General features: G+C 53.4%; 17 protein-coding genes. 10 read left to right on the forward strand and 7 right to left on the reverse strand.

Going from position 1 to position 24,712, the window contains the following annotated elements:
- The first annotated feature begins 1 nt into the window (after position 1).
- The 4 genes from SH527x_RS00275 to rimI all read left to right on the forward strand — a co-directional run bounded on the left by SH527x_RS00275 (position 2) and on the right by rimI (position 4,370).
- Positions 2 to 628 carry a 3-keto-disaccharide hydrolase gene (locus SH527x_RS00275; protein ID WP_437192654.1) on the forward strand — a complete coding sequence of 209 codons (627 nt, stop codon included), beginning with the start codon at positions 2 to 4 and terminating at the stop codon, positions 626 to 628.
- 267 nt (positions 629 to 895) lie between these two features.
- Positions 896 to 1,627 carry a glycosyltransferase family 2 protein gene (locus SH527x_RS00280; RefSeq protein ID WP_437192655.1) on the forward strand — a complete coding sequence of 244 codons (732 nt, stop codon included), beginning with the start codon at positions 896 to 898 and terminating at the stop codon, positions 1,625 to 1,627.
- A gap of 222 nt (positions 1,628 to 1,849) precedes the next feature.
- Positions 1,850 to 3,517, forward strand: a complete 1,668-nt coding sequence (locus tag SH527x_RS00285) for a hypothetical protein (RefSeq protein ID WP_437192656.1) — start codon at positions 1,850 to 1,852, stop codon at positions 3,515 to 3,517.
- Between the two features lie 310 nt (positions 3,518 to 3,827).
- Complete coding sequence (gene rimI / locus SH527x_RS00290; protein ID WP_437192657.1) at positions 3,828 to 4,370, forward strand: ribosomal protein S18-alanine N-acetyltransferase; 543 nt, start codon at positions 3,828 to 3,830, stop codon at positions 4,368 to 4,370.
- Between the two features lie 212 nt (positions 4,371 to 4,582).
- Here rimI and SH527x_RS00295 read toward each other — a convergent pair whose 3' ends face one another.
- Positions 4,583 to 4,996, reverse strand: a complete 414-nt coding sequence (locus SH527x_RS00295) for a YkgJ family cysteine cluster protein (protein WP_437192658.1) — start codon at positions 4,994 to 4,996, stop codon at positions 4,583 to 4,585.
- 230 nt (positions 4,997 to 5,226) lie between these two features.
- On the opposite strand from SH527x_RS00295, the gene SH527x_RS00300 reads away from it, so the two are divergent.
- Positions 5,227 to 6,141, forward strand: a complete 915-nt coding sequence (locus SH527x_RS00300; protein WP_437192659.1) for an SGNH/GDSL hydrolase family protein — start codon at positions 5,227 to 5,229, stop codon at positions 6,139 to 6,141.
- A 69-nt stretch (positions 6,142 to 6,210) separates the two neighbouring features.
- Here SH527x_RS00300 and SH527x_RS00305 read toward each other — a convergent pair whose 3' ends face one another.
- From SH527x_RS00305 to SH527x_RS00325, 5 genes are all read right to left on the reverse strand, one after another.
- Positions 6,211 to 6,942, reverse strand: a complete 732-nt coding sequence (locus SH527x_RS00305) for a class I SAM-dependent methyltransferase (protein WP_437192660.1) — start codon at positions 6,940 to 6,942, stop codon at positions 6,211 to 6,213.
- A 114-nt stretch (positions 6,943 to 7,056) separates the two neighbouring features.
- Positions 7,057 to 8,256, reverse strand: a complete 1,200-nt coding sequence (locus SH527x_RS00310; protein WP_437192661.1) for a DUF3419 family protein — start codon at positions 8,254 to 8,256, stop codon at positions 7,057 to 7,059.
- Positions 8,257 to 8,721: 465 nt separating this feature from the next.
- On the reverse strand, positions 8,722 to 10,146 hold the full coding sequence (locus SH527x_RS00315; protein WP_437192662.1) for an AAA family ATPase: 1,425 nt from the start codon (positions 10,144 to 10,146) through the stop codon (positions 8,722 to 8,724).
- A 180-nt stretch (positions 10,147 to 10,326) separates the two neighbouring features.
- Positions 10,327 to 11,376, reverse strand: coding sequence for a Kelch repeat-containing protein (locus tag SH527x_RS00320; protein WP_437192663.1), 1,050 nt, complete (start codon positions 11,374 to 11,376; stop codon positions 10,327 to 10,329).
- A 64-nt stretch (positions 11,377 to 11,440) separates the two neighbouring features.
- On the reverse strand, positions 11,441 to 14,236 hold the full coding sequence (locus SH527x_RS00325; protein WP_437192664.1) for a PSD1 and planctomycete cytochrome C domain-containing protein: 2,796 nt from the start codon (positions 14,234 to 14,236) through the stop codon (positions 11,441 to 11,443).
- A gap of 306 nt (positions 14,237 to 14,542) precedes the next feature.
- Here SH527x_RS00325 and SH527x_RS00330 point away from each other — a divergent pair, with 306 nt between their 5' ends.
- From SH527x_RS00330 to SH527x_RS00340, 3 genes are all read left to right on the forward strand, one after another.
- Complete coding sequence (locus SH527x_RS00330) at positions 14,543 to 15,811, forward strand: 1-acyl-sn-glycerol-3-phosphate acyltransferase (RefSeq protein ID WP_437192665.1); 1,269 nt, start codon at positions 14,543 to 14,545, stop codon at positions 15,809 to 15,811.
- A 203-nt stretch (positions 15,812 to 16,014) separates the two neighbouring features.
- Positions 16,015 to 17,439, forward strand: coding sequence for a BBP7 family outer membrane beta-barrel protein (locus tag SH527x_RS00335; protein ID WP_437192666.1), 1,425 nt, complete (start codon positions 16,015 to 16,017; stop codon positions 17,437 to 17,439).
- 333 nt (positions 17,440 to 17,772) lie between these two features.
- The gene (locus tag SH527x_RS00340; protein WP_437192667.1) at positions 17,773 to 18,588 is read left to right on the forward strand and encodes an SGNH/GDSL hydrolase family protein; all 816 of its coding nucleotides are present in this window, start codon (positions 17,773 to 17,775) and stop codon (positions 18,586 to 18,588) included.
- A gap of 223 nt (positions 18,589 to 18,811) precedes the next feature.
- Here SH527x_RS00340 and SH527x_RS00345 read toward each other — a convergent pair whose 3' ends face one another.
- Positions 18,812 to 20,230, reverse strand: a complete 1,419-nt coding sequence (locus SH527x_RS00345; protein WP_437192668.1) for a hypothetical protein — start codon at positions 20,228 to 20,230, stop codon at positions 18,812 to 18,814.
- Positions 20,231 to 20,614: 384 nt separating this feature from the next.
- Between SH527x_RS00345 and thiC the strand changes: the two genes are divergently transcribed.
- Entirely contained in the window at positions 20,615 to 22,462 is a 1,848-nt protein-coding gene (thiC, locus tag SH527x_RS00350; protein ID WP_437192669.1) for a phosphomethylpyrimidine synthase ThiC, read from the forward strand.
- 400 nt (positions 22,463 to 22,862) lie between these two features.
- Positions 22,863 to 24,707: an apolipoprotein N-acyltransferase gene (lnt, locus tag SH527x_RS00355; RefSeq protein ID WP_437192670.1), complete on the forward strand. Its 1,845-nt coding sequence runs from the start codon at positions 22,863 to 22,865 to the stop codon at positions 24,705 to 24,707.
- Positions 24,708 to 24,712: the final 5 nt, after the last annotated feature.

The raw sequence follows: 24,712 nt of genomic DNA on the forward strand, positions 1-24,712 counted from the left end.
TATGGTGAGTCGGTTGATCGTTGCGGCGACGTGTCTTCTGGTGTTTGGTTCTGCTGTTTTTGCGGCCGAACGTCCATTGTTTGACGGGAAGTCATTCGCTGGATGGGAAGGGGAGATCGCCAAAACTTGGAGAATCGAAGACGGTGTGATCGTCGGTGGTTCTCTGGAAACAAAAGTTCCACGCAACGAATTTCTTGCAACGAAGATACGCTTCAGGAATTTCGATCTCCGTGTGAAGTACAAGCTTCAGGGAACGGAAGGATTTGTGAATGGAGGCGTACAGTTTCGCAGCGAGCGAATTCCAAATCATCACGAAATGATTGGTTATCAGGCTGATATTGGTCAGGGCTATGACGGCGCGCTCTATGATGAAAGCCGACGCAACAAGTTCTTGATTCAACCTGAGAGCAAACTCGTCCAGAAGGTGTTGAAGCCCAATGATTGGAACGATTACCGGATTCGGGCAGAAGGGGCGCGGGTGCGAATCTGGTTGAACGGCGTTGAGATGATTGATTTCACCGAACAGGAACCGGGGATTGCTCAAGACGGGCTGATTGCACTGCAGGTGCACGGGGGCGGGAAAGCTCTGATCTCATTTAAAGAGATTGTGATCGAAGAGTTACCATAGTCGTGTGGAACTCCTGATTTCAGTGAAGGCCAAGTCACCGTTCGATTTCGCAGTGTCCAGACAGCTCTGTCGCTTGTTGCTTCCTAGCCGTAACAATCCTTTGTTTATCGGGTTATGTGACCTCTGTTTCTCTTGTTTATCGCGGGATTTGCTGTTCTGAGGTTGATTTGAGTCTAAAATCAGGTTTGTCTGGTTAGGGGCTGATTGGCCCTACCCCCCGTTTTGCGTTCCGGTGAGGCAGGGACTTAATTCAAATCAGGGACTCTGATGGCTCCACGAATTCTGACCGCGCTGCCTGTATATAACGAAGAATCCCATCTCCTTGAGGTGTTGCCGGAAGTTCAGCGTTACAGCACCGATGTTTTGGTCGTTGACGATGGTTCGAAAGATCAGACCCCTCAAATTCTCCGGCAGATTCCCGGTATTGAAGTCATTCGGCACGAACAAAATCTGGGGTACGGAGCAGGGCTGCGAACCGCGTTTCAGTATGCGATTGATCACAAATTCGACGTTCTGGTCACCATCGATTGTGATGGTCAGCACGAACCGCAGTTGATCCCTGCGCTGGCGGCAGAAGTGTTTGAAGATCCTGCGAACCCGTGGGACATTGTCTCTGGAAGCCGTTATTTAAAGACGTACGATTCAAATTCGGTTCCGCCAGAGGACCGACGCGGTATCAACATGGAAATCACCAGACAGCTGAACGAATGCCTGGGATTGGAGCTGACTGATTCGTTTTGCGGATTCAAAGCCTATCGGGTCGCATCATTGCCACTGTTTGACGTCACCGAACTCGGGTATGCAATGCCGCTGCAGTTCTGGGTACAGGCCGTTCGCCACCGGATGCGGATTAAGGAATTTCCTGTTCCGCTGGTCTATCTCGACGAAAAGCGGTCTTTCGGCGGGGCATTGGATGATGCTCAGAAGCGTTTAAGTTATTATCGTGAAGTCCTGAAACGTGAGATGGGGGACCAACAGGTTCAATGTCGCGATCTTTGACGCCGTTTTTCTCGCCATTGCAGGACCCGCTTTCTATTTGAAAGAGAAGGCAGATTGCTGCGAGTCAGTGGCTGAGAGAGGCCATTAAGGTTTCAAACCCCAGGCTGGACAATGGGGGGCGGTCGGCACAGAGGCCGAATCTCAGGGGGCAAGTTGTCTTCCTGAACCGAATTCACAAGTCGTTTCCCCCCTCAACATTATTGAATTGATTGGCCTGGTGTGATGAGTTTCTCCAGCATTCAGCACACGTTGACGCCGGGGCCAGTTGCTGTTGGAACACGGTATCGTGCGCCATCTGAAGACGGAGGAATTCTTAGCCAGCCCCCTATTGGTCAAGGCCGGGCAGTGGCGCTGCAGAATTCGGATCTCCTGCGGTCTGCAACTCTGACGCTGGGAGGAAAATCTCTCGCCGAGTTTCGTGACTGGACTCGAACTGTCTGTCTGACGGCTGCGCACCATTGGATGTACGAGACTCTGGGACAGGCGCCAGGAATTGGAGATGGTCCGCTTTATGTCACAGGACACCAGCCATCGCTGAATCATGCCGGCGTGTGGATGAAGAATGTCGCCGTCTCTCATCTGGCCAGATGCGTCGGAAGTACAGGTTTAAATCTGATCGTTGATAACGATTTGGCGGGTCCACCCTCGATTCGCGTCCCGGCAGGAACACGCACTGAACCCCGGTTCGAATCGGTGGAGTATGACGCCGATTCTCCGACTCAGCCGTGGGAAGAACGTCGACTTCAGAATGCAGAACTGTTTGCTTCGTTTCCTGAACGTGTTGCTGAGGCGATGAAGCCTTGGGGAATCACTCCGAGCCTGACAAATTGCTGGCCGGCCGCGATTGAAGCGAGTCAGAAAACCGATCAGATTGCGTTTTTGCTGACAGCCGCCAGAGTGGAGCATGAGCATCACTGGGGAATTGCGAATCTGGAGTTGCCTGTCAGTCTGATGTGTCAGACAGAGCCGTTTTTATTGTTCGCTCAATCACTCATTCAAAGGCACGAAGAGTTCTTTCAGTCTTATAACGAGGCGGTGCACTGGTACCGCAGAACCTACAAGATTCGCAATCATCGACATCCGGTTCCTGATCTGGAGCAGATGGAGAGCCGTTTCGAACTTCCATTCTGGTATTGGGAAGCCGGTGAAGTTGATCGCCAACGCCTGTTTGCAGAGCGCCAGGGGAATGAGATCGCCTTGTTCGCCGGAGCACGCGAAGTTGCTCGGCTGCCAGGTGATTCGAATGATCTTTCAGCGCTGCAGGAATTACAAAACCGTGGGCGACTGCGGACGCGAGCGCTGACGACGACACTGTTCACACGGCTTTGTCTGGCGGATTTGTTTGTTCACGGAATCGGCGGTGCCCGTTACGACGAGATCACCAATCGGCTGTTCTCGACCTTCTATGGAATCCAGGCACCGGTCTTTCTCACTCTCACAGCGACAGTGCGACTGCCGTTGAATGCGTTTCCAGTGTCGAATGAGACGATTGCAAAGTTGTCGACGCAACTGCGGAGGTTGCAGTTTGAAGGTCCCACCGGTGACGCAGGACCGGAAGTTGCCGCTCTGAAAGCAGAGCAGAATGCAATCTGGGAAGAAGCCCGATCTCAACGAAACGCAGGGCATTCTAGAAGTGAACGCCGGGGCTTAAAGCTTGCCAACCGACAACGGCATTTGCGGTTGAAGCAGGTTCAAAAGCGACTGGGAGAGTTGGCTGCCGATCAGATTGAAGAGACGAGGCAGAAGCTGGAAGAAGCGTTTGTCGAATTACGGGCGAATCAGATCCTGAAAAGCCGCGAGTATCCAGTCAGTTTGTTTCAGCCAGAGCACCTTCGCGGAACAGTCAATCGACTGAGAAATGAAGTCTGTGGAAGCCTCGCAGCATATTGATCGAGTGATCTTTGTGTTGCTCCAGTTCTGGTTCAATCGGCGATGGAGACTACCGCGACTTCGGGATCAAGTTTAGCGACTTTTTGTGGCTTCCCTGAATTACCAAATCGGTCACCAAACATGGAGTCGCGAAACGGTTAACGGCAGAAAACGGCGTTTTCAATCGTCTCCGCCAAGATTAAGGGATTTCCGGCTTCACCTTGTTCGAAGTCCTATGGTAAGGTGGTGCACCTTCGGAACGAGATGGTAAGCATCCTTCGCCGAAATCATTGATATTATTGAAGTAAGAACAGGCGGCATGGAGGCCCTTGTGAACTCTGGTTCATCTTCCAATCAGCGACTGGATGTGCAGATTCGATGGCTCATTCGCCGGGATATGGCGGAAGTGTTGCGAATTGAGCAGGCCAGTGCCAAGAATCCCTGGAACGACGAAGACTTCCTGTGTTGTCTTCGCCAGCGGAATTGCATCGGTATGGTTGCCGAACACAATCATCGCATCGTCGGATACATGATTTATGAGCTGCATAAATCTCGGTTGCATATCCTGAATTTTGCGGTTGCTCCTGAAGCACGCCGTCACGGGATTGGCGGCCAGATGGTGTTGCGGCTGATAGACAAGTTGTCTCAGCAGAGACGCAGCGAGATCCTCATCGAAATCCGAGAAGGGGACCTCGACGCCCAGTTGTTCTTCAAAGAACAAAATTTCAAGGCGGTCTGCGTTCTGCGTCGGCACTTCGACGACACGGAAGAAGATGCATACATCATGCAGTTCCGTCTGAACGCGATGGCTGAAGAGGTGGCATATGCTCCTCACAACCGCATCACCGAAATTACAGATATCGATGCTGCATAAGTTCGGCGAGCAATCCCGAGCCAGCTGAGATACGAGTTCTTTCCAGAACTCAATGAAGACTCTCTCCTCGATCCCTCCGCAGAACCATTGGTTCTCCCGGAGGGATTTTTCGTTTCTGGAGCCATCCATGAGGCGATGGGCGAGAAAGTCAGAGCAGGGGAATGAAATGGAAGCGGCCGACAAGCCGCTCAAGATGTTGGCTTGAACCGGGCTTAGCTGGTTTGGGAAGCTCGATGAATGATTTCTTCAAGCGGCACGAGAGCGCCACGTCCTGATCCGGCGCAATCGCGACAGGTCGATTCCCACGCTTCCGGGGATTCGATATTTCCCGTCCAGAACGGCCAGGTGCGGCATTGAACCGGTCGGACAGGGTAGATGGTGCAACCGCGTTTCTGCGGATCAAAGAACACACAATCCCCGTTCCGGTATTCGTTCAGTGAGACTTTTCCTCGGGCGGGCCGAGTGTAAAGCAGGCGAATCTCCCCAATGGGTTTGTCGAGGTAGTTCGCGATGGCGAGAATTTCTTCGTCGTTGACCCAGACAAAGCCGGGGGCGCCGGTGCAGCAATCGCCGCACCCGGTGCATTCGAATTGAAGCCCGTCTCGATACCAGGGTGTTTCGCTCATCGCAGTCATTTGTCAAACTTGGATCGCAGGTTTGATGTTGAAGTTTCGAATCTGGTGGCAAACGCCAGCAGGTGGTCGCAATTGCGTTGCGATTTTCCAGCGGGAAACTCTCTGTAAGGGAATTTGCTCTGAAAGATTGCCAGTTCACGACCATTCGAAAACGAACAAACAGCATACAATAAGGGCCTGCAGAAAGTCAGGGAACCCGTTCGACGGTACAGGGAACATTGATGTCACCAGTTTCGGAATCGATTATTCGCCATTTTATCAGTGGAGACGCCCTCTTTTCTGGAATCGCGTTGCTCGTTCTCGCAGTGGCCTGGCGCCAATTCAAATTGCCGGGCGGCGAAAAATTGGTTTGGCTGCTCGCATGTGCCGGAGCCGCTTTCGTCTTCTTCTCGGCGACCCCGCAAGCGAACGGGGGCTATCTCATCAATGTGATTGTAACTGTTGGGTGGCTGCTGCTGGGACAACCGCTTCCGACTCATCCGCAAGAACCGACGTTGAAGCGCCCGCGACGGTCATTTGAAGGAATGCTGTGCGTCATCGTGGCCGTGCTTTGGTTGTTTGAAGGAGTCACTGAATATACATGGCGATCGTATCCGAAGTTGCCAGCCGAGTCGGTGAACGCACCAATCGTTGTGCTGGGGGATTCCATCTCTGCCGGGGTCGGGGAAGACGAAGCGATTACCTGGCCTCACTTGCTGAAAGAGAGCAGGGGATGGAACGTGATCGACTTGTCTCAAATGGGAGAGACTGTCGGTGGGGCGTTGAAGAAACTGACTGCCCCGATGGAAGACCATATTCCAGAGGGGGCGGTTGTTCTGATCGAACTCGGAGGGAACGATGTGCTGGGCAAGACTTCCGTCAGCGATTTTGAACGGGATCTCAATGAGTTGTTGAAGCAGGTGACAGAGAAAGCGAGCCAGACCGTGATGTTTGAGCTTCCGCTTCCGCCGTTCTGTAATCGCTACGGAGAAATTCAGCGAAAGCTGGCCAAAGAATACAAGGTGTCTCTGATCCCGAAACGAGAGCTCGCGCATCTCATCTGCTCGAAAGAGTACACGCTCGATTCCATTCATCTCACCCAGGCCGGGCAGAAACGAATGGCAAGCGTTGTAGAAAAACTGTTCCCAGCAGAGTAGTGCGGACGTCAACGGAGCAGAGTGGTCCATTGATCGCCGCGGTCACGTTTTTGGCACGTGACCGTCACTCTACTGTGGTTTCCGCCCGATGAAGACATAGTGCGGAGCACGAACGAAGGGGAGATAAGGAATCTTCCCGCGGCGTTCGCTGAGTTCGACGGTCTCGAACTTGTTCTGCAGATACGGAATGTGGTCAGGGCTCAGGAAGACGTTGTCGCTGCCAAACCATGGTGGCCAGAAAGTTCTGGTTGTCCACCCGTGTTTGACGTTCCCTTCACCGGGATATTTTCGTGCGACAAAGAAATCGACGACGCCAATCGTCCCACCCGGCTTCAAGAGCTTGTAGGCATGATCCATCGCTCGGAACCAGTCCGGGATCATCGTCAGCGAGTACGAAAATGTTACGACGTCAGCCGCGCCTTCTTCTGGCATGAACGTGGTCGCGTCATAACAAACCGGGGTGACATTGTTCCATCCCCGAGCTTTGATTCTGGCTTGCGACTGCTCCAGCAGAGAAGTGGACAGGTCGACCAGATACATCTTCTTCAGGTCAGCAATCTGTGGACCGATGCGGTCTGCGTTCTCACCGGTTCCGGCACCCAGGTCGATCCAGACTCCGTCTTTCGGGACAGAAATCTTTTGAATCATGTCGTCACGGCTGTGCAACATGCGCCGACGAAAATCATCGTAGCCTGTCGCCTGACCGGAGTAGAAACTGTCGAGACGTTCCTGATGGGTGTTGCCGCTGGCCCGTCGTGCGACGAGATGCCAGACCGTTTTCAGATCGTTAACTATACCCACGTTGAACTCACCCGTCTGAAAAGTTCACGAAAACCGTGTCGATATTGAACGGTGTTGATCTGCCAGTCAGAAATCACGCCGCGCGGAACAATCTGGCGAACAGAGTCCCACACGTTATTGCACGTTCAGATCTGCAATATAGAAGCTGCCGTAGGTATTCACGCGATCGATCGGGTGAAGTTCAGCGGCAAGTTCTGTTTTGTACTTTAGGAGCTCGCCCATTGTCGTGCGTTTGCCGTTCACGGTGACTTCGATCGGGTCGACGAAATCAACTGAAAGACTTGCACTGCGCCAGATGACTTTTGCATTCGGCGCGGCACGATCAACAATTCCCTGCCATTCCGCGGCAAGAATGTCTTTATGGTTGCTGTACAGCCAGTCCATGTGGTCGAGCAGCACAAAGCGTGAGACCTTTTCCGGGTGCTTCTCAAGGAAGCCCAGAACAGAATCAGTGTGTGTGGTCACATTATCTGCGACCCCGTTTTTCAACGCTTCGAAGTTCTCTGCCTTCAAATATTCAGGGCAGCATTCCGGGGTGTATTCACCGGTCAGATAGACGCGCCAGAAATAGTTGTCATGCAACGGTAACTTGGCGAACACGGTTTCGATGCGGTCCATGATGAACTGCGCAACACCACCTGGATACTCGCGGTCCATCTGCTTTCGCTGGCTGCGTGGAACGCCGAGCATGGACATCGTGGTATCGCGACGCAATGCCCAGCGGAGCATCGGACGGAACAGCTTTTCCTTCAGCTTTGTTCGCTCGAAGATTTCCTTCTGCTCTTCAACCGTTTTGCAATCCAGTAGCTGGTTGACAGTCTTACGGATTCGGGCGAACCGGTTGATGTAAGCATTTGCCATCCAGGCGAATAGCCCGGAGGTTCCGCGGAAGTAATAGCTGTTGCGCCGGCCTTTTCCTGAAAAGAAACTCCCGTTCTGATCCCAGAATTGCTGTGCGGATTCTGGAAGAGCAGGGCGGAGAACCTGAGGATAGAGTGTCTTCCACTCAGCCAGGCGACCTTTGCCGAACAACTCGAAGAATTGAGGCTGAGTCAAATGCTTCAGGCCGGCTTTCTTCAGTTCCAGAACTGCGTTCTGGCGGAAGTTCATGTCGACGGCGTAAACGTGACCAGCTCCGGCAAGAGCATAGTCCAGCGCATTACAACCGGCCGAGGTAATCACGACCACGGTGTCTTGCGGAGTGATTTCCAACGCGACACGGTCCAGACGCGGGTCTTCCCAGCACTGGTTATAAACGAGGTTTTTGCCGTGAATCAGGTTGAAGCAGGTGCGGCTGATGCGTTCCAGCGGCATTGATGTTCTCCAGAGAGGGATTCCCTCTCGTGCCCTGTCCAGGGCCTGGTTTTCGGCAGGAATTCGTCTCTGACTGGCAGAGGCGAGGGAGACCAGACTGGCCTGATTCCCGCGAAAATCATGTCTATTAGGTTTACAGTCGACCGATTTCCGGTGGAAAACGACCTCTGCGAGTAGTTCAGTTCAGGCTCAGATCGTAGTCAAATCAGAGGGCTCTCGATAGCGAACACCCCCGGAAGTGCAAACGACATTTCCGGTAGAGAATGCCGTGCCGAATCTGTGTCACACAATCGTTATGGAACTCGAATTCATCAGTCTTTATGAACCTTGTCGAATCGTTGAAACTAGAACCTTTTTCCAGTTTCTGACGCCACTTTCGCTGGTGGGTGAACGATTTTGGCACGACAGAGGAGCATTTCTTCGCGATGTGGTGCGGTCCTGACACCTGACTGAGCAAATCCGGTTTCAGCGTCCGAAGGTGGTACGGCCGGAGGAGACTTTGCGGTTCAGCCGGTTATGAGCGTAAAGACTGTGCAGAATGAACTCTGCGACTCCCGCTTTGAATTCGGCTTTCTCGGATCCGCTCGCAATTTCGGGGTCGAGTTGCTTCGCCACGGTGTCCAGAATTTCAGGAAACCCTTTGACCTTCGCGAATTCCTGAAGGAACTCATCTGCAGAGAGGTCACTGTTCAGGACGAGTGACTTGCCCTGATCGACATATTCAACAATTGAACTGAATTGTTTGGGGGCGAAGGATTGATCGAATACGATTTTCGTCGCTTCCTCAATTAACCGCTGAATGAGGAGATCTTCGTCTCCGGTGTCCTCTGACAATGAGAGTTCGACTTTGCCGCGTGTGCTGGCTGCGAGCCAATAGAGGTCGCTGATTCTGGCAACTGTACTTGTCTGCCCGAGCATCAGGGCCCGTCGCTCAGCGTTGGAGACCAGTGTTTCCATGTTGGTGATTGACATTCGTACGCTGACGCCGGATGCCTGGTTCACATGCGGGCTCTGTCTGGCAAGACGGCTGATCTCTTCCAGAATTTCTTTGAGATACTGCGGAACGACAACCTTGATCTCCCCGCGATCAAGCCATGCCTGTTCCTCGACAATCTTCATGCCGAGTTCGCGGGTTTCCGGGTAGTGGGTACGGACCACTGTGCCGATGCGGTCTTTGAGCGGCGTGACGATGCGACCACGGTTGGTGTAATCCTCAGGGTTCGCTGAGAAGACGAGACAAAGATCGAGCGGGAGACGAATTGTGAACCCGCGGATCTGGATGTCGCGTTCTTCCAGAACGTTGAACAGCCCCACCTGAATTTTGGGGGCCAGATCCGGCAATTCGTTCATACAGAAAATGCCGCGATGGCTGCGTGGGATCAGCCCGAAGTGCATGACTGATTCGTCACTCAGATGGCGACCTTCCGCGTGTTTGATGAGGTCGAGTTCCCCAATCAGGTCGGCAATGGTGACATCGGGGGTCGCGAGCTTTTCATGGTAGCGATCATCTCGCCCAACCCAGTCAATCGGCGTTTCGTCTCCTCGCACAGAGACCACATCCCGGGCGTATCGAGAAAGAGGAGCAAGCGGATCGTCATGGATTTCGGAACCAGCGACCACTGGGATCGCGTCGTCCAGAAACTGCGTCATCATTCGCAGCATGCGAGTCTTGCCTTGCCCTCGCAGACCAAGAAACAGCATATCGTGTTGCGCGAGAATCCCATTGATGATCTGCGGGATGACCGTCTCGTCGTATCCCAAAATTCCGGGGAAGAGCGGTTCCTTTTGTCGCAGTTTGGCGATCAGATTTCGCCGCATTTCCAATTTGACCGGGGTGGATTGGTAACCGGATTGCTTCAGTTCTCCCAGCGTCTTTGGTCGCGTACTCATCGTGTTTCCCGGAGAATGTCAGGCGTTCTTTGATCGCCCTTATTGTCTGCCGAGTCCTTCGACAATTCCAGAGCAACCACAGAGGATTTGTTTTGATCAGAATGGGAATCGGCGAACGCTGATGCACCGCTTCACTGAGACATGGCTCTGCAACTCGCTGCTGATTGTGCCAGAGACGGATTACTTCGCCGTGGCATTGTCTGGGCTGCCGTTGTCGGACCGTGGAAGTTTGAGAGTCCAGACTTCATTGCTGAGTGGTTGAGCATGTCCACCAGCGATCCAGATCTGATCCTGAAAAACAAACGCCGAATGTTCGTGCCGTTCTTTCCAGACATGTTCTGTTTTCAGCTGTTTCCATTCCCGGCCGTCGCGTGAATACCAGACGTCGTTCCAGTTCTTGGACGGGTTGTTGGACCAGCCACCAATCATCCAAATGTGATCGCGGTACACAACTGAGGAGAACCAGAGACGTTCATGCCAGGGTGCCTTCGCTGTTTCCTGACGCCAGTTCACTCCGTCATCTGAACTCCAGACATCGTTGAATGCCTGATACCCAGGGACGTAGTTTCCACCCCCGAAAACATAGATGCGGCCATTCAAAACGGCGGCCTGATGGTACGCTCTGGGAGCCCAACCTGCGTTGGCAGTCTCCTGTTTCCAAGTCGTGCCATCTTCTGAAGACCAGACATCATTCTTCAGACTGCTGGAGTCTCCGAAGTAGTAGTTTTCAGTCCCGCCAAGAATCCACATCTTCCCTTTGAACTCGACGATGGCCGAGGCGAGTCGTGGAGTCCAGCCTGCGTGTTTGGTTGCTTGTTTCCAGTCTTTTCCATCAGTCGAGGACCAGACTTCATTGCTGGCAGCGTGCCCGGGAAGTCGCCCGTTGTACCAGCCTCCCATCAGCCACATACGGTCTTTGAACACCAGTGTCATGGGCAGATCACTGTGAATCCACGGAGCTTTCGGTTCGACCAGTTCCCAGTCTTTTCCGTTCGCCGTACTCCAGACGTCACGAGGTGGAGCTTCATACGAATTGAACCAGCCACCGAAGATCCAGAGCCGGTCTTTGAAAACCAGTTCTCCTTGTGAATCGCGAGCCTGCCACTGAGCATTCTTCGTGACGAGTTCCCAATCAGCGGCAGGAAACGAAATCTGTGCCTGAGTGGGAGTCGCAACAGACAGGAGTGCTGCACAAACCAGAAACGTCCATGTCCAGAGGCGTGCGATCATGTGTCGTCTTTCAGAATGTTTGTGGAAACACCTGCCAGTCCTTCATTTGATCCGCTGGCTACGATCAATCGACAAACATGAATTCGTTGGTCATCAACAGGGCTTGAGCGACATGGTCCAGTGGATGCGATTCCAGATATTTTGCAATCTGAGCGACTTCATCCGCGGTTGCTGGCCGGGCGAAGACATCTTCCAGAATGATTCTTGCCTGACCGGCAGGTTCGGAACTCTTGCTGCGGACTTTCTCTGCCAGCTTGATCGCTGTGTCCTGCATAAATCCAGAGTTCATCATGAACAACGCCTGTTGAGGGACAGTCGTGACTGGACGGCCTGGGCTGGATGCGTCAGGTGATGGATAATCGAATGTCCGGAACAGACCTGGGAGATTGTTCCTGTCGATCAATGCATAGATTGTGCGACGCCGAGCGATCTCGTCGCTTTCAATTCGCATCGGGCGTCCCCCGACCTGTAAATCGAGTTGGCCGGAAATGGCGAGCATCGCGTCTCTGATCATTTCGAACTCAAGTCGCTGGCGGTTCTGTCTCCACAACAGCGTATTCAAAGCATCAATCTGACTGGCTTCCGGGCGATCATTGCTGGATTGGAGGTAAGTTCGAGAAAGCATGATCCGGCGATGCAATGATTTGATGGACCAGTTGTCATCATGTACGAAGGTCCATGCCAGATAGTCGAGCAGTTCGGGATGCGTTGGTTCTGATCCTCGTGTGCCAAAATCGCTTGTTGTATCCACGAAGCCAGCCCCGAAATGCCGTGACCAGATTCGATTCACAATGACTCTGGCGGTCAGTGGATTGGCGTCGTTAATAATCGCTTTTGCCAGCTCCAGACGACCGCTGCCTTCCTTGTACGGAAGTTCCTGTTCAGGTTCGAGAATTCGTGGGGAGTGGCGTTCAACTGCAGGGCCACGACGGTTCGAGTCTCCACGCAGGAAGACGACAGGCTTCACAGGTTTGTCTTTATCGAACATGACCATCGCGCGACCGGGAGCACCAGGGGATTGGGCGTACCAGTCATTCACCTTGGCTCGCAGGCTGCGAATGTGGTCAATGTTGTCCCGTTCGAAGAACGTGGATGATTTGTTCTCAACTTCGACCGCTGAAACGGATCCCTCTCCGAAAAGCGTCTTTCGCAGGATCTCATTGCCAGCGTCTGCCAGTTCGGTCAGTGGAGGTGTCTGCGCCTGTCCTTTTTTCCATTCTTCAACAATCTTGCTCAGACACACGCCATATGCTTTGGCGACATCCAGATGTGACTTGATCGGGGAGGCTTTCAGAGCCTCTTTCAATGACGTCGGAATGGCCGGATCATCAAGGATCGGTTGAAGTTTGGCCTCAGCATGTTCGGCCAGCTCCTGATCCGGAACGGCCATTAGAGTTTTCCAGGCGGTCCAGACTGGATCGTTCACCTTGTCGCCGGTGCGTGACGCGATGAAGCTCTTCCAGCGTTCCACCAGCTTGATACGAGGTTCTTTGTCGGCGTATGGAATATTGTCTTTCGAGATCAACTCAAAGAGTTTCGCCGCCCCCAACAGGTGATCAGCAGTGCGGTCTGTCAGTTGCACTCGCAGTTTCTGGTGCGAATCGGCGACATAGTCGGTGATCGCCTTTTCCCGTTTATCGAGTTCCTCTTTGAACTTGATGTATTCCGGGGCGGACTCATCAACCGTTCCGATGATCGGCCCGAGTTCCGGTTCATAGCTGCTGTCGAAGACGCCATACAGAGAGTAATAGTCTGCTGTTGGAATCGGATCGTATTTGTGATCATGGCAGCGGGCGCAGGCGACCGTCATCCCCATGAAGCCTCGGGTGACGACATCGATTCGGTCGTCGATGATATCAGGCCCGCGATTCAGAAAGCGGTTTCCAACTGTTAAAAAGCCGAGTGCACGGAGGCGGAGATCGTTCTCCGGGAGGCCAAGTCGGTCGGCCGCGAGTTGTTCGAGAACAAACTGGTTGTATGGCTTGTCTTCGTTGAAAGCCTGAACGACGTAATCGCGATAGGTGTACGAGTAAGGGTAATAGCGGTTCTCGGTGAACACGTATCCTTTGGTGTCTGCGTAACGTGCAATATCAAGCCAGAATCGTCCCCAGCGTTCTCCGTATGCAGGGCTCGCCAGATAATGATCGACGAGCCTTTCAAGGGCGTCCGGCCGTTCGTCTTTGACGAAGCTCTGGACTTCTGCGAACGTCGGAGGAATCCCCACCAGATCCATAGCGATCCGGCGAATCAACGTTTCTCTGGTCGCGACAGGAGAGAATGTGAGATTCTTCTCTTCTTGTTTGGCAGCAATAAATCGGTCGATCGGCGTTCGACAATCAGCAACCTGCTTTGGTTCCGGAATCGTTTGCTGTTTGACCGGCTGATAGGCCCAGTGCAGCTTGACTGCTTCGACGAAGTTATACGTTCCATCGGGATTGCGTGGCTGGCCGGCAGTTGCACTTTCTTTCGTGGAGCTTTCTGGCCAGAAGGCTCCCTGTTCAATCCAGTGCCGGATAATCGCCAGTTCTTCGGCAGGCATCTTCGAGTCGGGCGGCATCTGAACATCAGATGCATTGTGTTGCATGACCTGCCACAAACGACTCTCGTCAACTTTTCCCGGGCGAACAAGCGGACCATTGGCGCCGCCTGTGATGACAGGAGCCCGAAGGTCCATGCGGATCTCGGATTCCTGTTTCTTTTCCCCGTGACATTCAAAGCAGCGTTTGGCGAGCAGAGGGCGAACATTCTTTTCGAAATATTCTTCCTTGCTCTCAGCAAATGCGAGGGAAGCCCCGAACGTCGAACTCGCCAACAATGCGGAAAGAATCAGAGTTGTGGTCAAGAAGGGGCTGCGTTTCATCTCGAAAACCACATCATCAAGGGGACGAAGTTGGGGGCAGGCAAGGAGCTCGAAGTATCTCTAATAATCATAGTCAACAGGAACTGTTCAAGAAACCTTGATCCGTATTCCTTTTTGCCGTCCCTCTGTCGCTGTCTGATTGCACGTGATCCCTCTTCTGAATCAGAATGACTTCGTTTACTGTACCGGAATGAAGTTGTAAGAATGGAGTCGTGCGTGTTTTAGAACGAATCATTCGATGATCCAGAATGCGAATCGCATGCATCAGAGAATCCCTGAATTGGCTCCGCTGCTGTCAGGACAGCCATGAACCCCCAACCCTATGACATTCCACCTCAGTGGTGGCCGTCTTTGCTCAGTTCGCTGCATATTCGTCTGATGCAACGCCGTCGACTTCGGGAGTTACGGGAACAAGGAATTCGGGAGATCGATGTCAAAGGGGCTGATTCTGTTGTCAGGGCGTTAAAGGCCGGGCAGGGCGTCCTTCTGATCAGTAATCATTCATTCCACTACGACTCTCATGTTTTGATTGAAGCAGGACTTCGGGGGGGCTGGCATCCACAGATCATGACGTCGTGGCAGGTGTTCATGATGTATGGACGGCTTGCCAGATGGTCACTGCAAAAGCATGGCTGCTTCAGCGTGAATCGGGAGGCGACCGATTCGCAGGCGATCCGGCACGCGGTTTCCCTGCTGACAACCAGTTCTCATCCGCTGGCAATCTATCCAGAGGGGGATATCTATCACGCCAACGATCGAATCAAGAATTTTCGAGAGGGTGCAGCCGGCATCGCACTCATGGCCGCAAGGCAGAAGAAACGACCGATTGTCGTCATCCCTTGTGCCATGAAATGCGTCTACACCTCGGATCCGACTTCACAGCTGATCGAGATGATGGGAAAGCTGGAGGCACGACTGGGATGGCGGCCGACACCAGAGCGACCGTTGCTGGAGCGGATCTCCCGGTTTGGAAATGGGCTCCTGTCGCTGAAAGAACTGGAATATCTCGGAGGTGTCCGTAGCGGAACCGTCAGTGCGCGGCTCGGGTTTCTGGCCAACGCTGTCCTCGAACAAGTACGTCAGCGAGGCGGCTTTCAGCAGCGTGGGCATGATCTCACGGACCAGGTTCGTTCACTGCGTTCGCAGGTAGTGCGACAAATTGATTCACTGAAGGATGGAGCTGCGGAACTTTCTGTCATGCAGAAGACTGCTGACCGTCAGGCGATTTTGGAGCAACGGCGAATCGATCTCATGGACCTTTTCTTTGTGACTCAGTTATCGAGTTACCATGGAGATTACGTTTCTCAGAAGCCAACAGTGGAGCGTCTGGCAGAAACCGTGGACCGGTACGAAGAAGACGTGTTTGCTCTCCAGGCTCCGAGTCCTCGGGCGACGCGACGGGCAATGGTCCGCTTTGGCGAGCCCAAACTCGTGCTCCCGCAAGGAGAAACAGCGTCGCAACTGACTCTGTTGTGGGAACGTTCCGTACAGGAATTGCTCGACGAAATGAATCGGGAGCACGATCACCGTTTCTCTGCCTACTCACCGGCAATTCCTGCCGGTCCGTCTGTCTGATACATGGAGATTATCCGGCACGTTCAGAAGGACCGGGAGAATTCGGACTTTTCCTCCAAACTCCCGCAACGTCACTGCCGATAAATCCGGTACAGCACAACGTGCGCGACATCGCCGTTGCCTGCGCAAGAAGATCAGGATCAGCGTCGATACGGCGTCTGGTTGCCTGAGAATTGACTAAACCTCGCCGGTGGGGACAAGGGATGTTCATTAACGTACGGTTTCCCTGCAAATGGCTGTTCGTTGCCAGCGTCATGGCTGGACGATTGGCTTACGGGCAGGACTGGCAGCCAGCGGGTCAATATGCTGGCTATCCGGCGATGAATTCCGCGAATAGTGTGATGCCAGCTGGCTACGGAGCTCCCCCGCAGAGTGCCGGATACGGGTATGACCCATATGGAGCAGGGCAGGAATTCCAGCCGGTGGATTCCAGCCTGTATGACGAGCTTTTGCCTGCTGATCGCGGGTTTCGTTATCAGGAGCCATCTCGTCTCGATCTGCATGTCCGCCAGATGTTGCGCGGCACATGGGGGCGAATTGAGTACCTGCACGGGAACATGAGAACTTCAAGTTCGGTGGTTCTTGGGACTCCGATCAATATTCCTGCCGATCCACTGGATCCGCTATCGACTCCTTTTGTCGTGAATGATCCTGCAGAGCAGTTCGAAATATTTAATACTGCTGACGACTTCGTTGGCTTAGCTCAAGTCCCAACGACTGACAGTGTTCGCTGGAAGAATGCTCAAGGGATTCGTGGAAGTTTCGGTGTTCCAGTCACGGACCTGATTACGATCGAAGGGCGTTTCTGGCGCTATGAAGACCAGACCGCGACGCTCGATACTCCGAGGATTCCGCCATTGTCGACCAATGGCGCTCACGGCACGATCAATTCGACATTTCTTGCGACATCGTTGACCACGGATGGGCTGCCGGGGGCAACCGTGATTCTCTATGACGCCGGTTTTGCCAGCTCATATACCAATACATTGAAGGCCGGAGATGTTGCCATGGTCTTCAACTGGAAGAATCCAGATGAAGGCTGGCGATTGCAGCCAATTCTCGGGTATCGCCACGAAGACTACTCTGAACGCCTGTCGTTCGGCGGGGCATTTGATAACCGTTCAAACTACTTGGACGGTGTCGGAATTATTGCGACTCAGACGAACGGAATCAGCTCAAATGTTCGCAACATTCGCGACATGGTGGAGCTGGGGTTGCGAACGGAGTGGCAGCGTGGCTTCCTGACATTAGGAGTTCAGGAACGACTTGCATTTGGTTCGAACATCGCCAGAGCAGACGTCCGCACATCGAACCTGCGCGAGCCCGGAACTGTTCCAGGAACAGTTGATGATCCAGATCTGACTGTGGATCAACGGAACAAGACAACCTTCGCGCCAAGCTTTGATCTTGATGTCTATGCCCGGATTGAAGTGAATCAATGGTTGAGCTTCCGGGTGGGCTATAACCTGTTGTGGCTCGGAGGGATTGGAGCGGCGGACAAGTCAATCCGATTCAATGAAGTCAGCGATGGTCTCGGCGGCACAGTGGGGGATGTTGGAGCCAACATCAAATACAGTGACCGCACGATCAGTGCATTGACGATCGGCGGCGAGATTATTCTCCCGTAATTTACGACGATCGATCTCGATCGACATCTGCGAACAAGTTCCGTTGCTGCTGGACAATCAACGTCAGGCAGCAACGGAACTTTTTTCATTGACTCTTCAAGCAGTTGGTTGGCGTGATATTGGTTGTTGTGAATGTATTGAGTTATGCTGGTGCGTATCGAAATCGCGAACGCACTGTTCCTGTGGGCTTCGCTTCTGTTGTCGAATTGTTTGAGCGGAGCCAGGGAGCTGGAGACATTGTTTCGGAATTGGTTCGAGATGTTGCCACTCTGCGTGGAGTCGATTTCGAAGTCAGATTTGCCTCACCTTTATTTCTATACTGACAGGTTCTCCATGCGATCACTGAAGCTCTTGCTCACTGTTGCGATCTTCTTAGTCCCCCTGTCTGTTTATGCAGAGGATGCAAAGAAGGTTGAGATCCTTTTGTTGGGGGATAGCACAACTGAAGCCATCATCCCCAAACAGTTAAATCCTGCCGGACCTCATTTTGAGCACTACATTGAAAAGCTCCTGGCGACTGATCCAACTCTTCCGCCAGTGCATGTCATGAATACGGGCTTGAGTGGCGAGACAATCCATCGTTTGGTCTCTTCGGGGAGATACAAGAAGATTCAGTCCAGCACTCCGCATGCGGACTACATCTTCTTCCGCTACGGGCTTAACGATCTGGCTCGACGGGAAGACTTCGGCAAGAATTTTCCTGCCGATATTCATGACCTGATTGCACAACTCCGTCGGGACTATCCCAAGGCTGTGATTATTCCAATGACGGTGATCCCGTATTCAGGTGAAGAGAAGAGCAATCAGATTAACTCCATCATCAAAGATGTGGCGGCAAAAGAGGGGCTGGAAGTTTTCGACGTTTACCCAGCCTATGAGAAGGCGTTGCTTGCACAGGGGCTCAATTCTTTGAACTATCGCAGATATGCCGTTGATAAAGTTCCTGCAGAATTGCTGCCATTGGCTGAACCCTATATTCGCAATGGGACTATTGTGATAGAAGGCAACGAGCTTGATGCGTTCTTCGGCCATTTGCCGGGATGGTACTCTGATCGCCACCCAAATCAGGCCGGATACAATGTCCTCGCAGTAGAGACTGCGAACTATCTGAAAACGCGACTTCCTAAAGTCTCGAAAGAGGCTAAGTAGCGGTTATTAGAGCAGTTTGCTCTACCGAGTGCCCGCGCAGCGGCCGTTTCGATTGATGAAATGCAACTCGCCGCGTGGCGGAAACGTGGAAATTATTTCGCAAGGTGCTCTAGCGTCGCCCTCGACTTTCATGTCGAGGGCGAATGCGATGCCTTCAGTTTGGCATCGTTTGTATTGGCGCTGTTCGCATGAACTTTCGTATGAACTCCAACGGCCTGATCTTTTAGCGAGAGCCGGAGACCGGTTGGAACTCGCTCTCTTGTAGTGTGCGATTCACAACGGTTCCTGAACTGCGGGAAGCGGTCAATTCCGGTGTGATCGGGACTCGAAGTTCCCGCCCCAGGACTTCCCAGTTCTTCATCGTCAGAGATGCAGAGAGTCGGGCATGGCCTGCATCCCGAGCCGTTGCCTGCAGCAGTGCCCGTCGGGTCTGTCCCGGTTCAATAACAGGGATTCGGTGCTGGACGTATTCGCCATATCGATGTTCGAACTCTCCAGAGAGTCGCACGTACAGGCAAACATCCGTTGCTGGAGCTGTGCCGACGTTGGAGATCGAGAACGTCATCGACAGATTATCACCTTGCTTCAACGCCGGAATTGAAGTGTAGGTCAGCTTCAACTCAGGGGCCCCTTGGTCCGGGGTTGGTTCAAGTTGCGGAGCGACTGGAGCTGGTTGAACAGGTCGTGGTCGAACGTTGACGGTGCGGCTGATGCGAGATGCCGGCAGAACGCGGGTTTCCGTGACGATTGGACCTTCGACTTCCGGAATCAGTGTAATTCGCATTGTCTTGACAGAGCCCGGCTCGAACGAGGTCATGGTCCAGACGAGTTCATTGTCTGAAACACTTGCCGAGGGGAGAACCTGAGTGACTCGCTGCAGGTCGCTGATTTTCTCTCGCACCATCAACTGTTCGATGGGCTTGTCTGACATGTTGACGAGAGAGATTTCATAACTGACCGGCTCGCCGACCACGCACGAATTGATTTCTGTCTTCTTCACGAGAATTCCCATTCCGCGACTGGCATCCGGGGCCAATTGCAGTGGGACAGTTTCTGATGCGACCAGCATTCCCCAGATCAGCGGGAGTCCATTTGCACTCGCGATGTATGAGGAGAACGGTTGGGTAATGACGGCACGTTGACCAGCCAGACGCCAGAGATCGCGGATTGCGAGCTGCGTCGGAATTTGTGGTTTCAGTTCAGAAGACGAAGTGACAGAGTTGTGGAGTTCGTCAAATGGAAATGGAAAGTTGGTCTGTTCCAGTTTAATGGACAATTGAACTGGCTTCCGCTGCGGTGTCAGTGGGACTTGAGGAGTCATCACTGGTGCAGTGGGGATGGTTTTCGTCGGTTGTGTTTGCGTGACTGGGATCGTCGTTGTGATTGAAGGCTGGAATGCTGGCAGAGCCGGTTTTTGAACGAGCGGTGCGGCCTGCACTTCGTCACGCAGCCAGAACAGGGAAGCAGCCAGCATAAACGCAGCGACACCTGCACTGGCTCCCGCGATCCAAGCAGGAATGTGCCCGATGAAGGCCCTTGAACCGAACCCGAGATAGAGCGCCGCGCGTCGCAACCGGATAAAGAATGCCGCTGTCTCTGGGAAGAGATGACGCGGGCGCGGTATGTATCGGCGATCAGCCACTTCGGCTTCCTTCCCTGACGGCTCAACTTCGATTCCAAATCACGTCGAGTGAAACTCATTGTCACTCGGACGTCATTCATTCTGGGGAACGCAAGAGCAATCACCCCAGGATGTCCATTCAAATAGCAAAATATGCCGATGATCGGAAGTCTAGAATATTCGTTCAATCTTTCCTAGAGGTCTCAGACGTCCTGTCTTTGCGATCATTTATGGGAGGTGGAGCACATTGCTTAGATTGCCCTTTTTGCCTGTTTTTTTAATGAGGCGGAAACATTCTGGACGGTCAAACGCTCCATAGGTACGATTGCGTTTGACAATAGAACGCACACTTTATGCCCGCACTCGAAGCTGATTGACAGATTCGGCGGAAGGGATTTCTGCATCATGAATTACGAACTTCCAGAACTTGGGAACAATCCATCTTCGACCGGCGCAGGAACGACTCCCGGCAGCTTCGCAAAGAAGCCCGGTCTTGCACCAGGCGCGGAAGGACGCTGGACGTTCTCGTCTCCAGACACCCCGGGCATGCCACAGCCCTCAGAAAAAACCGCTTGGGACTTCCTCCCGGAGGGGTGGGTTTCTACGGAGTTGTCTCATCGATCAGGCAGTCCTGATGTCGTTGGGGCAGGGAAGTGTTCGACGATTACATTCTCTCAATCGAATGGGGTTCTTCGTTCAGTCAGTTACCCCAACGGTTTTGAGCCAAGTACTCAGCTGGAGTTTGCACGACTCGGGAAGATCACTGCCGAAATGCGTCGGGTTTCTGCCCGTGAGCCACACCTGACTGCAGAGCAGGTGCGTGACGAAATCGCTGCCGGTCGTATGGTGATCCCGGCGAACAAGACGCACCTTGGATACAAGCTCGATCCAATGGCGATCGGCCGCGCTTCCAAGACCAAAATCAATGCCAATATGGGGGCGTCCCCGATCTCGTCAGGGACTCAGGAAGAAGTTGAAAAGCTGGAATGGGCGGTTCGCTGGGGAGCCGACACGGTGATGGATCTCTCCACCGGAGGGAACCTTGATGAATGCCGCGACGCCATTATTCGCAACAGCACCGTTCCGATTGGAACAGTGCCGATTTACTCGATGATCATCGGGCGAAAGCTTTATGATCTGAATGCAGAGATCATTCTCGATTCATTGCGTTATCAGGCAAAGCAGGGGGTCGATTACTTCACGATCCATGCTGGCGTCCTGCGTGCGCATCTGCAGTTTGTAAAAGAGCGACTGATCGGAATCGTCTCTCGCGGGGGATCGTTGCTGGCCAAGTGGATGATCGACCACGACGACGAGAACCCGATGTACACGTTGTGGGAGGAAATCTGCGACGTCATGCGAGAATACGACGTCACGTTTTCCATCGGAGACGGGATGCGACCGGGCGGGTTGGCAGACGCGACCGACCGCGCTCAGTTGGCAGAACTCTGCACTCTCGGTGAACTGACCGAACGTGCCTGGCGAAAAGGCGTGCAGGTGATGATCGAAGGTCCTGGGCACGTCCCATTCGACCAGATCGAATACAACATGAAGTTGCAGCGGCAGATCTGCCACGGGGCTCCGTTCTATGTGCTTGGCCCACTGGTGACAGATATGTTCCCAGGGTACGACCACATTACGAGCTGCATTGGTGCGACGTCTGCTGGATACCACGGAGCGAGCATGCTCTGTTATGTGACTCCAAAAGAGCACCTTGGTCTGCCGAAGAAGGACGACGTGAAGCAGGGGTGTGTTGCTTATAAAATTGCTGCACATGCTGCGGACGTGGCACTCGGAATTCCAGGGTCACGCGATGCCGACGACGAGTTGACCAAGGCGCGAGCCGCGTTGAACTGGGAAAAGCACTTCGAACTCAGCTTCGATCCCGATCTCGCTCGTGCTTACCACGACGAAGATCTGGACGTCGACACCGACTTCTGTGCGATGTGCGGACACGACTGGTGCAGTGTCCGGATCAGCAAAGAGATCGTGCAGTTTGCATCCGGGAAAGATCAAGACTACCAGTGGGATCGTGCGAAGAAGACAGCTGCACTCTCTCCTGAACAGCAGGAGATTCTTGCCAAGCGAGGCGTTTTGTCTCCGGACGAAATCCATAAGCTCGCCAGCAAGACTAAGAAAGGGGTCAGTGCAGACGACTCCGGGAAGGCCAACTGCCACAGCGACTATGTTGATGCAGATCAGGCGCGAGAGATTCAGAAGAACGTCACACTCGTTAATCTGGAAACCAGATAGTGATGTGACGACTTGGTTCTGGCAGGTTTCAGTACGATGTCCAGAATAGAGCCCAGTTGAAAATAAGCCGCTTCTCAGCATGGTACGCCATGTCGGGAAGCGGCTTTCTCGTTTTGGTGCTGAGATCGTCGCCGGACGTTCGGTCTACGTTTGAGTGAAGCGATCCAGGGAGCGACCGGGGGTTTTCTGAATGGAAACAGGAGTCTGTTTTGCCTGTTGGCAACTTCTGAATTCAGGTGACGTCAGGGGAGGGGATTCTGCTTCGGGTTGCCTGAAAGTCAGAGCAGCACTATGGTCTGTGACGATTCGTTCCGGTTAAATATGCGATTCAGAGCGATTTCATTACTCCATCAGGCCTGCTGCTGAGCAGGCATTTCAGGTTCAGGAAGGTTGAGAGGGCATGAACGCTTCGGTCACGGATGATCCAGCGCCTGAGTCAGTTTCGCCACCAGGTGAGCAGGTACAACGGGTGGCTGCGATTATCTCTCGTGGACAACGAAGTCGCCCCGGTGCGTTCTCAACACTGTTGTTTTTGCTGGCGACTGCATTTCTGAGCTGGCTTTCATTCCCGCCAGTTGATCTGGGGCCGCTCGCCTGGGTCTGTCTCGTCCCGCTATTGCAACTGGTTCGCCCTGAACTGTCGACCTGCTGGATGTATCGCAGCACATATGCGGTCGGGGTGGTTTACTGGTTAATCACTCTGCAATGGATGCGGTTAGGTGATCCGACGATGTACATCGCATTAGTGGCGATGGCTCTGTATCTGGGATTCTATTGGGTTGGATTCCTCTGGTTGATGCGGGTTGCTGTTCATCAGATCAAGGTCCCTTTGATTCTCGCGGCGCCTGTCATCTGGACGGGGCTGGAATATGTGCGAGCCTATCTCTTCACCGGATTCAGCTGGTATTACATCGGACATACTCAGTATCGCTGGATTGAACTGATTCAGATCAGTGACCTCAGCGGGGCCTATCTGGTGAGCTTTGTTGTCGTTCTTGCGAACGCAAGTCTGGCTCTGTTTGTGCCCGTACGATGGCTTGAGACGTGGCAACTGGTGTGGAAACGCGATGGAGAATCGGCCCTTTCGCTCTCCGTGAAGGCAAAGTGGATCGGGGCAGGGGCCGCCTTTGCAGTCGTCTTGCTAAGTCATGTTTATGGAGTTGCTCGGCGCAGCGGCGAGACATTCCCGCGTGGTCCGCGAATCGCATTGATTCAGGGAAACTTCGTGGCGTCGGTGCGGAATGATCGGGACGATCCCCGCGAAATCTTCATGACACATCGGCACCTGACAGGGATGACCGTTGGCGAATCGCCTGACGTGATTGTCTGGCCGGAAGGGATGTTCCCTTATGGAATGTACGTTCCAGAGAAGGGTGTCACAGATGAGCAGCTCAAGGCGAACGTCCCTGAGATTCCGTTAGACCTCTGGCGTGGCAACCAGTCTCAGCAGGCGTTGACCGACCTTGCTGATATGAGCAACGCGGCATTGATTATTGGACTTAGTACGTTCGCAGGGCGTCCGACCGATTCGGCGATTTACAACTCGGCAGTCATGGTTCAGCCGGGAGTGGGAGTCGTCAATCGCTATGACAAAATCCATCGTGTTCCATTTGGTGAGTATATTCCACTGCGTGATTCCGTCCCGTTTCTTCAGGCTTTGACGCCGTTTCGTGGGAAGTTCGGAATTGATCGCGGAACCGAGGCGCACGTCTTCCGGTACAAAGACTGGCAGCTGATCCCGACGATCTGCTTCGAAGATACTGTCCCGCATCTGGTTCGAAGAATTGCGGCGTCCGCCAATGTGAACGGGGCAGAGCAGTCTCAGGTCCTGGTGAATCTGACGAACGACGGCTGGTTTCATGGCTCCAGCGAACTCGAACAGCATCTTATCACCTCGTCATTTCGTGCGGTCGAGACCCGAACTCCACTCGTCCGTGCTGTGAATACAGGAATCTCGGCGATCATTGATGGGGACGGCGTCGTTCGCGAGCCGGATGAATTTATCGATGGCGGGAACGGCCCCGGCGATGATCTGCCGCAACGAAAGTCTGTTCGCGACCCGCGGTCAGGGCGATTCTATAAACAGCTGAACTGTGCTCTCGTTGCGGACGTTCCACTCGATCCTCGGACGAGTCTATATGTCAGTTGGGGAGACTGGTTCGCGGTGATGTGCCTTGCCGGTTGTCTGGCATCGCTGCTGAGAGGGGTCTTCGCGAAGAAGGCTGTAAAAACGCCTGCGAGCTAATTTGC

Origin of the sequence: Planctomicrobium limosum (assembly GCF_051465645.1) — a bacterium.
GTDB lineage: Bacteria > Planctomycetota > Planctomycetia > Planctomycetales > Planctomycetaceae > Planctomicrobium.

What these genes read in the sequence shown, in the direction of transcription:
- SH527x_RS00330 (WP_437192665.1), top strand. Translation starts at nt 14,543, where the DNA reads ATGAACCCCCAACCCTATGACATTCCACCTCAGTGGTGGCCGTCTTTG.
- SH527x_RS00275 (WP_437192654.1), top strand. Translation starts at nt 2, where the DNA reads ATGGTGAGTCGGTTGATCGTTGCGGCGACGTGTCTTCTGGTGTTTGGT.
- SH527x_RS00325 (WP_437192664.1), bottom strand. Translation starts at nt 14,236, where the DNA reads ATGAAACGCAGCCCCTTCTTGACCACAACTCTGATTCTTTCCGCATTG.
- SH527x_RS00280 (WP_437192655.1), top strand. Translation starts at nt 896, where the DNA reads ATGGCTCCACGAATTCTGACCGCGCTGCCTGTATATAACGAAGAATCC.
- thiC (WP_437192669.1), top strand. Translation starts at nt 20,615, where the DNA reads ATGAATTACGAACTTCCAGAACTTGGGAACAATCCATCTTCGACCGGC.
- SH527x_RS00315 (WP_437192662.1), bottom strand. Translation starts at nt 10,146, where the DNA reads ATGAGTACGCGACCAAAGACGCTGGGAGAACTGAAGCAATCCGGTTAC.
- SH527x_RS00335 (WP_437192666.1), top strand. Translation starts at nt 16,015, where the DNA reads ATGTTCATTAACGTACGGTTTCCCTGCAAATGGCTGTTCGTTGCCAGC.
- SH527x_RS00285 (WP_437192656.1), top strand. Translation starts at nt 1,850, where the DNA reads ATGAGTTTCTCCAGCATTCAGCACACGTTGACGCCGGGGCCAGTTGCT.
- lnt (WP_437192670.1), top strand. Translation starts at nt 22,863, where the DNA reads ATGAACGCTTCGGTCACGGATGATCCAGCGCCTGAGTCAGTTTCGCCA.
- SH527x_RS00340 (WP_437192667.1), top strand. Translation starts at nt 17,773, where the DNA reads ATGCGATCACTGAAGCTCTTGCTCACTGTTGCGATCTTCTTAGTCCCC.
- SH527x_RS00295 (WP_437192658.1), bottom strand. Translation starts at nt 4,996, where the DNA reads ATGAGCGAAACACCCTGGTATCGAGACGGGCTTCAATTCGAATGCACC.
- SH527x_RS00320 (WP_437192663.1), bottom strand. Translation starts at nt 11,376, where the DNA reads ATGATCGCACGCCTCTGGACATGGACGTTTCTGGTTTGTGCAGCACTC.
- SH527x_RS00310 (WP_437192661.1), bottom strand. Translation starts at nt 8,256, where the DNA reads ATGCCGCTGGAACGCATCAGCCGCACCTGCTTCAACCTGATTCACGGC.
- SH527x_RS00300 (WP_437192659.1), top strand. Translation starts at nt 5,227, where the DNA reads ATGTCACCAGTTTCGGAATCGATTATTCGCCATTTTATCAGTGGAGAC.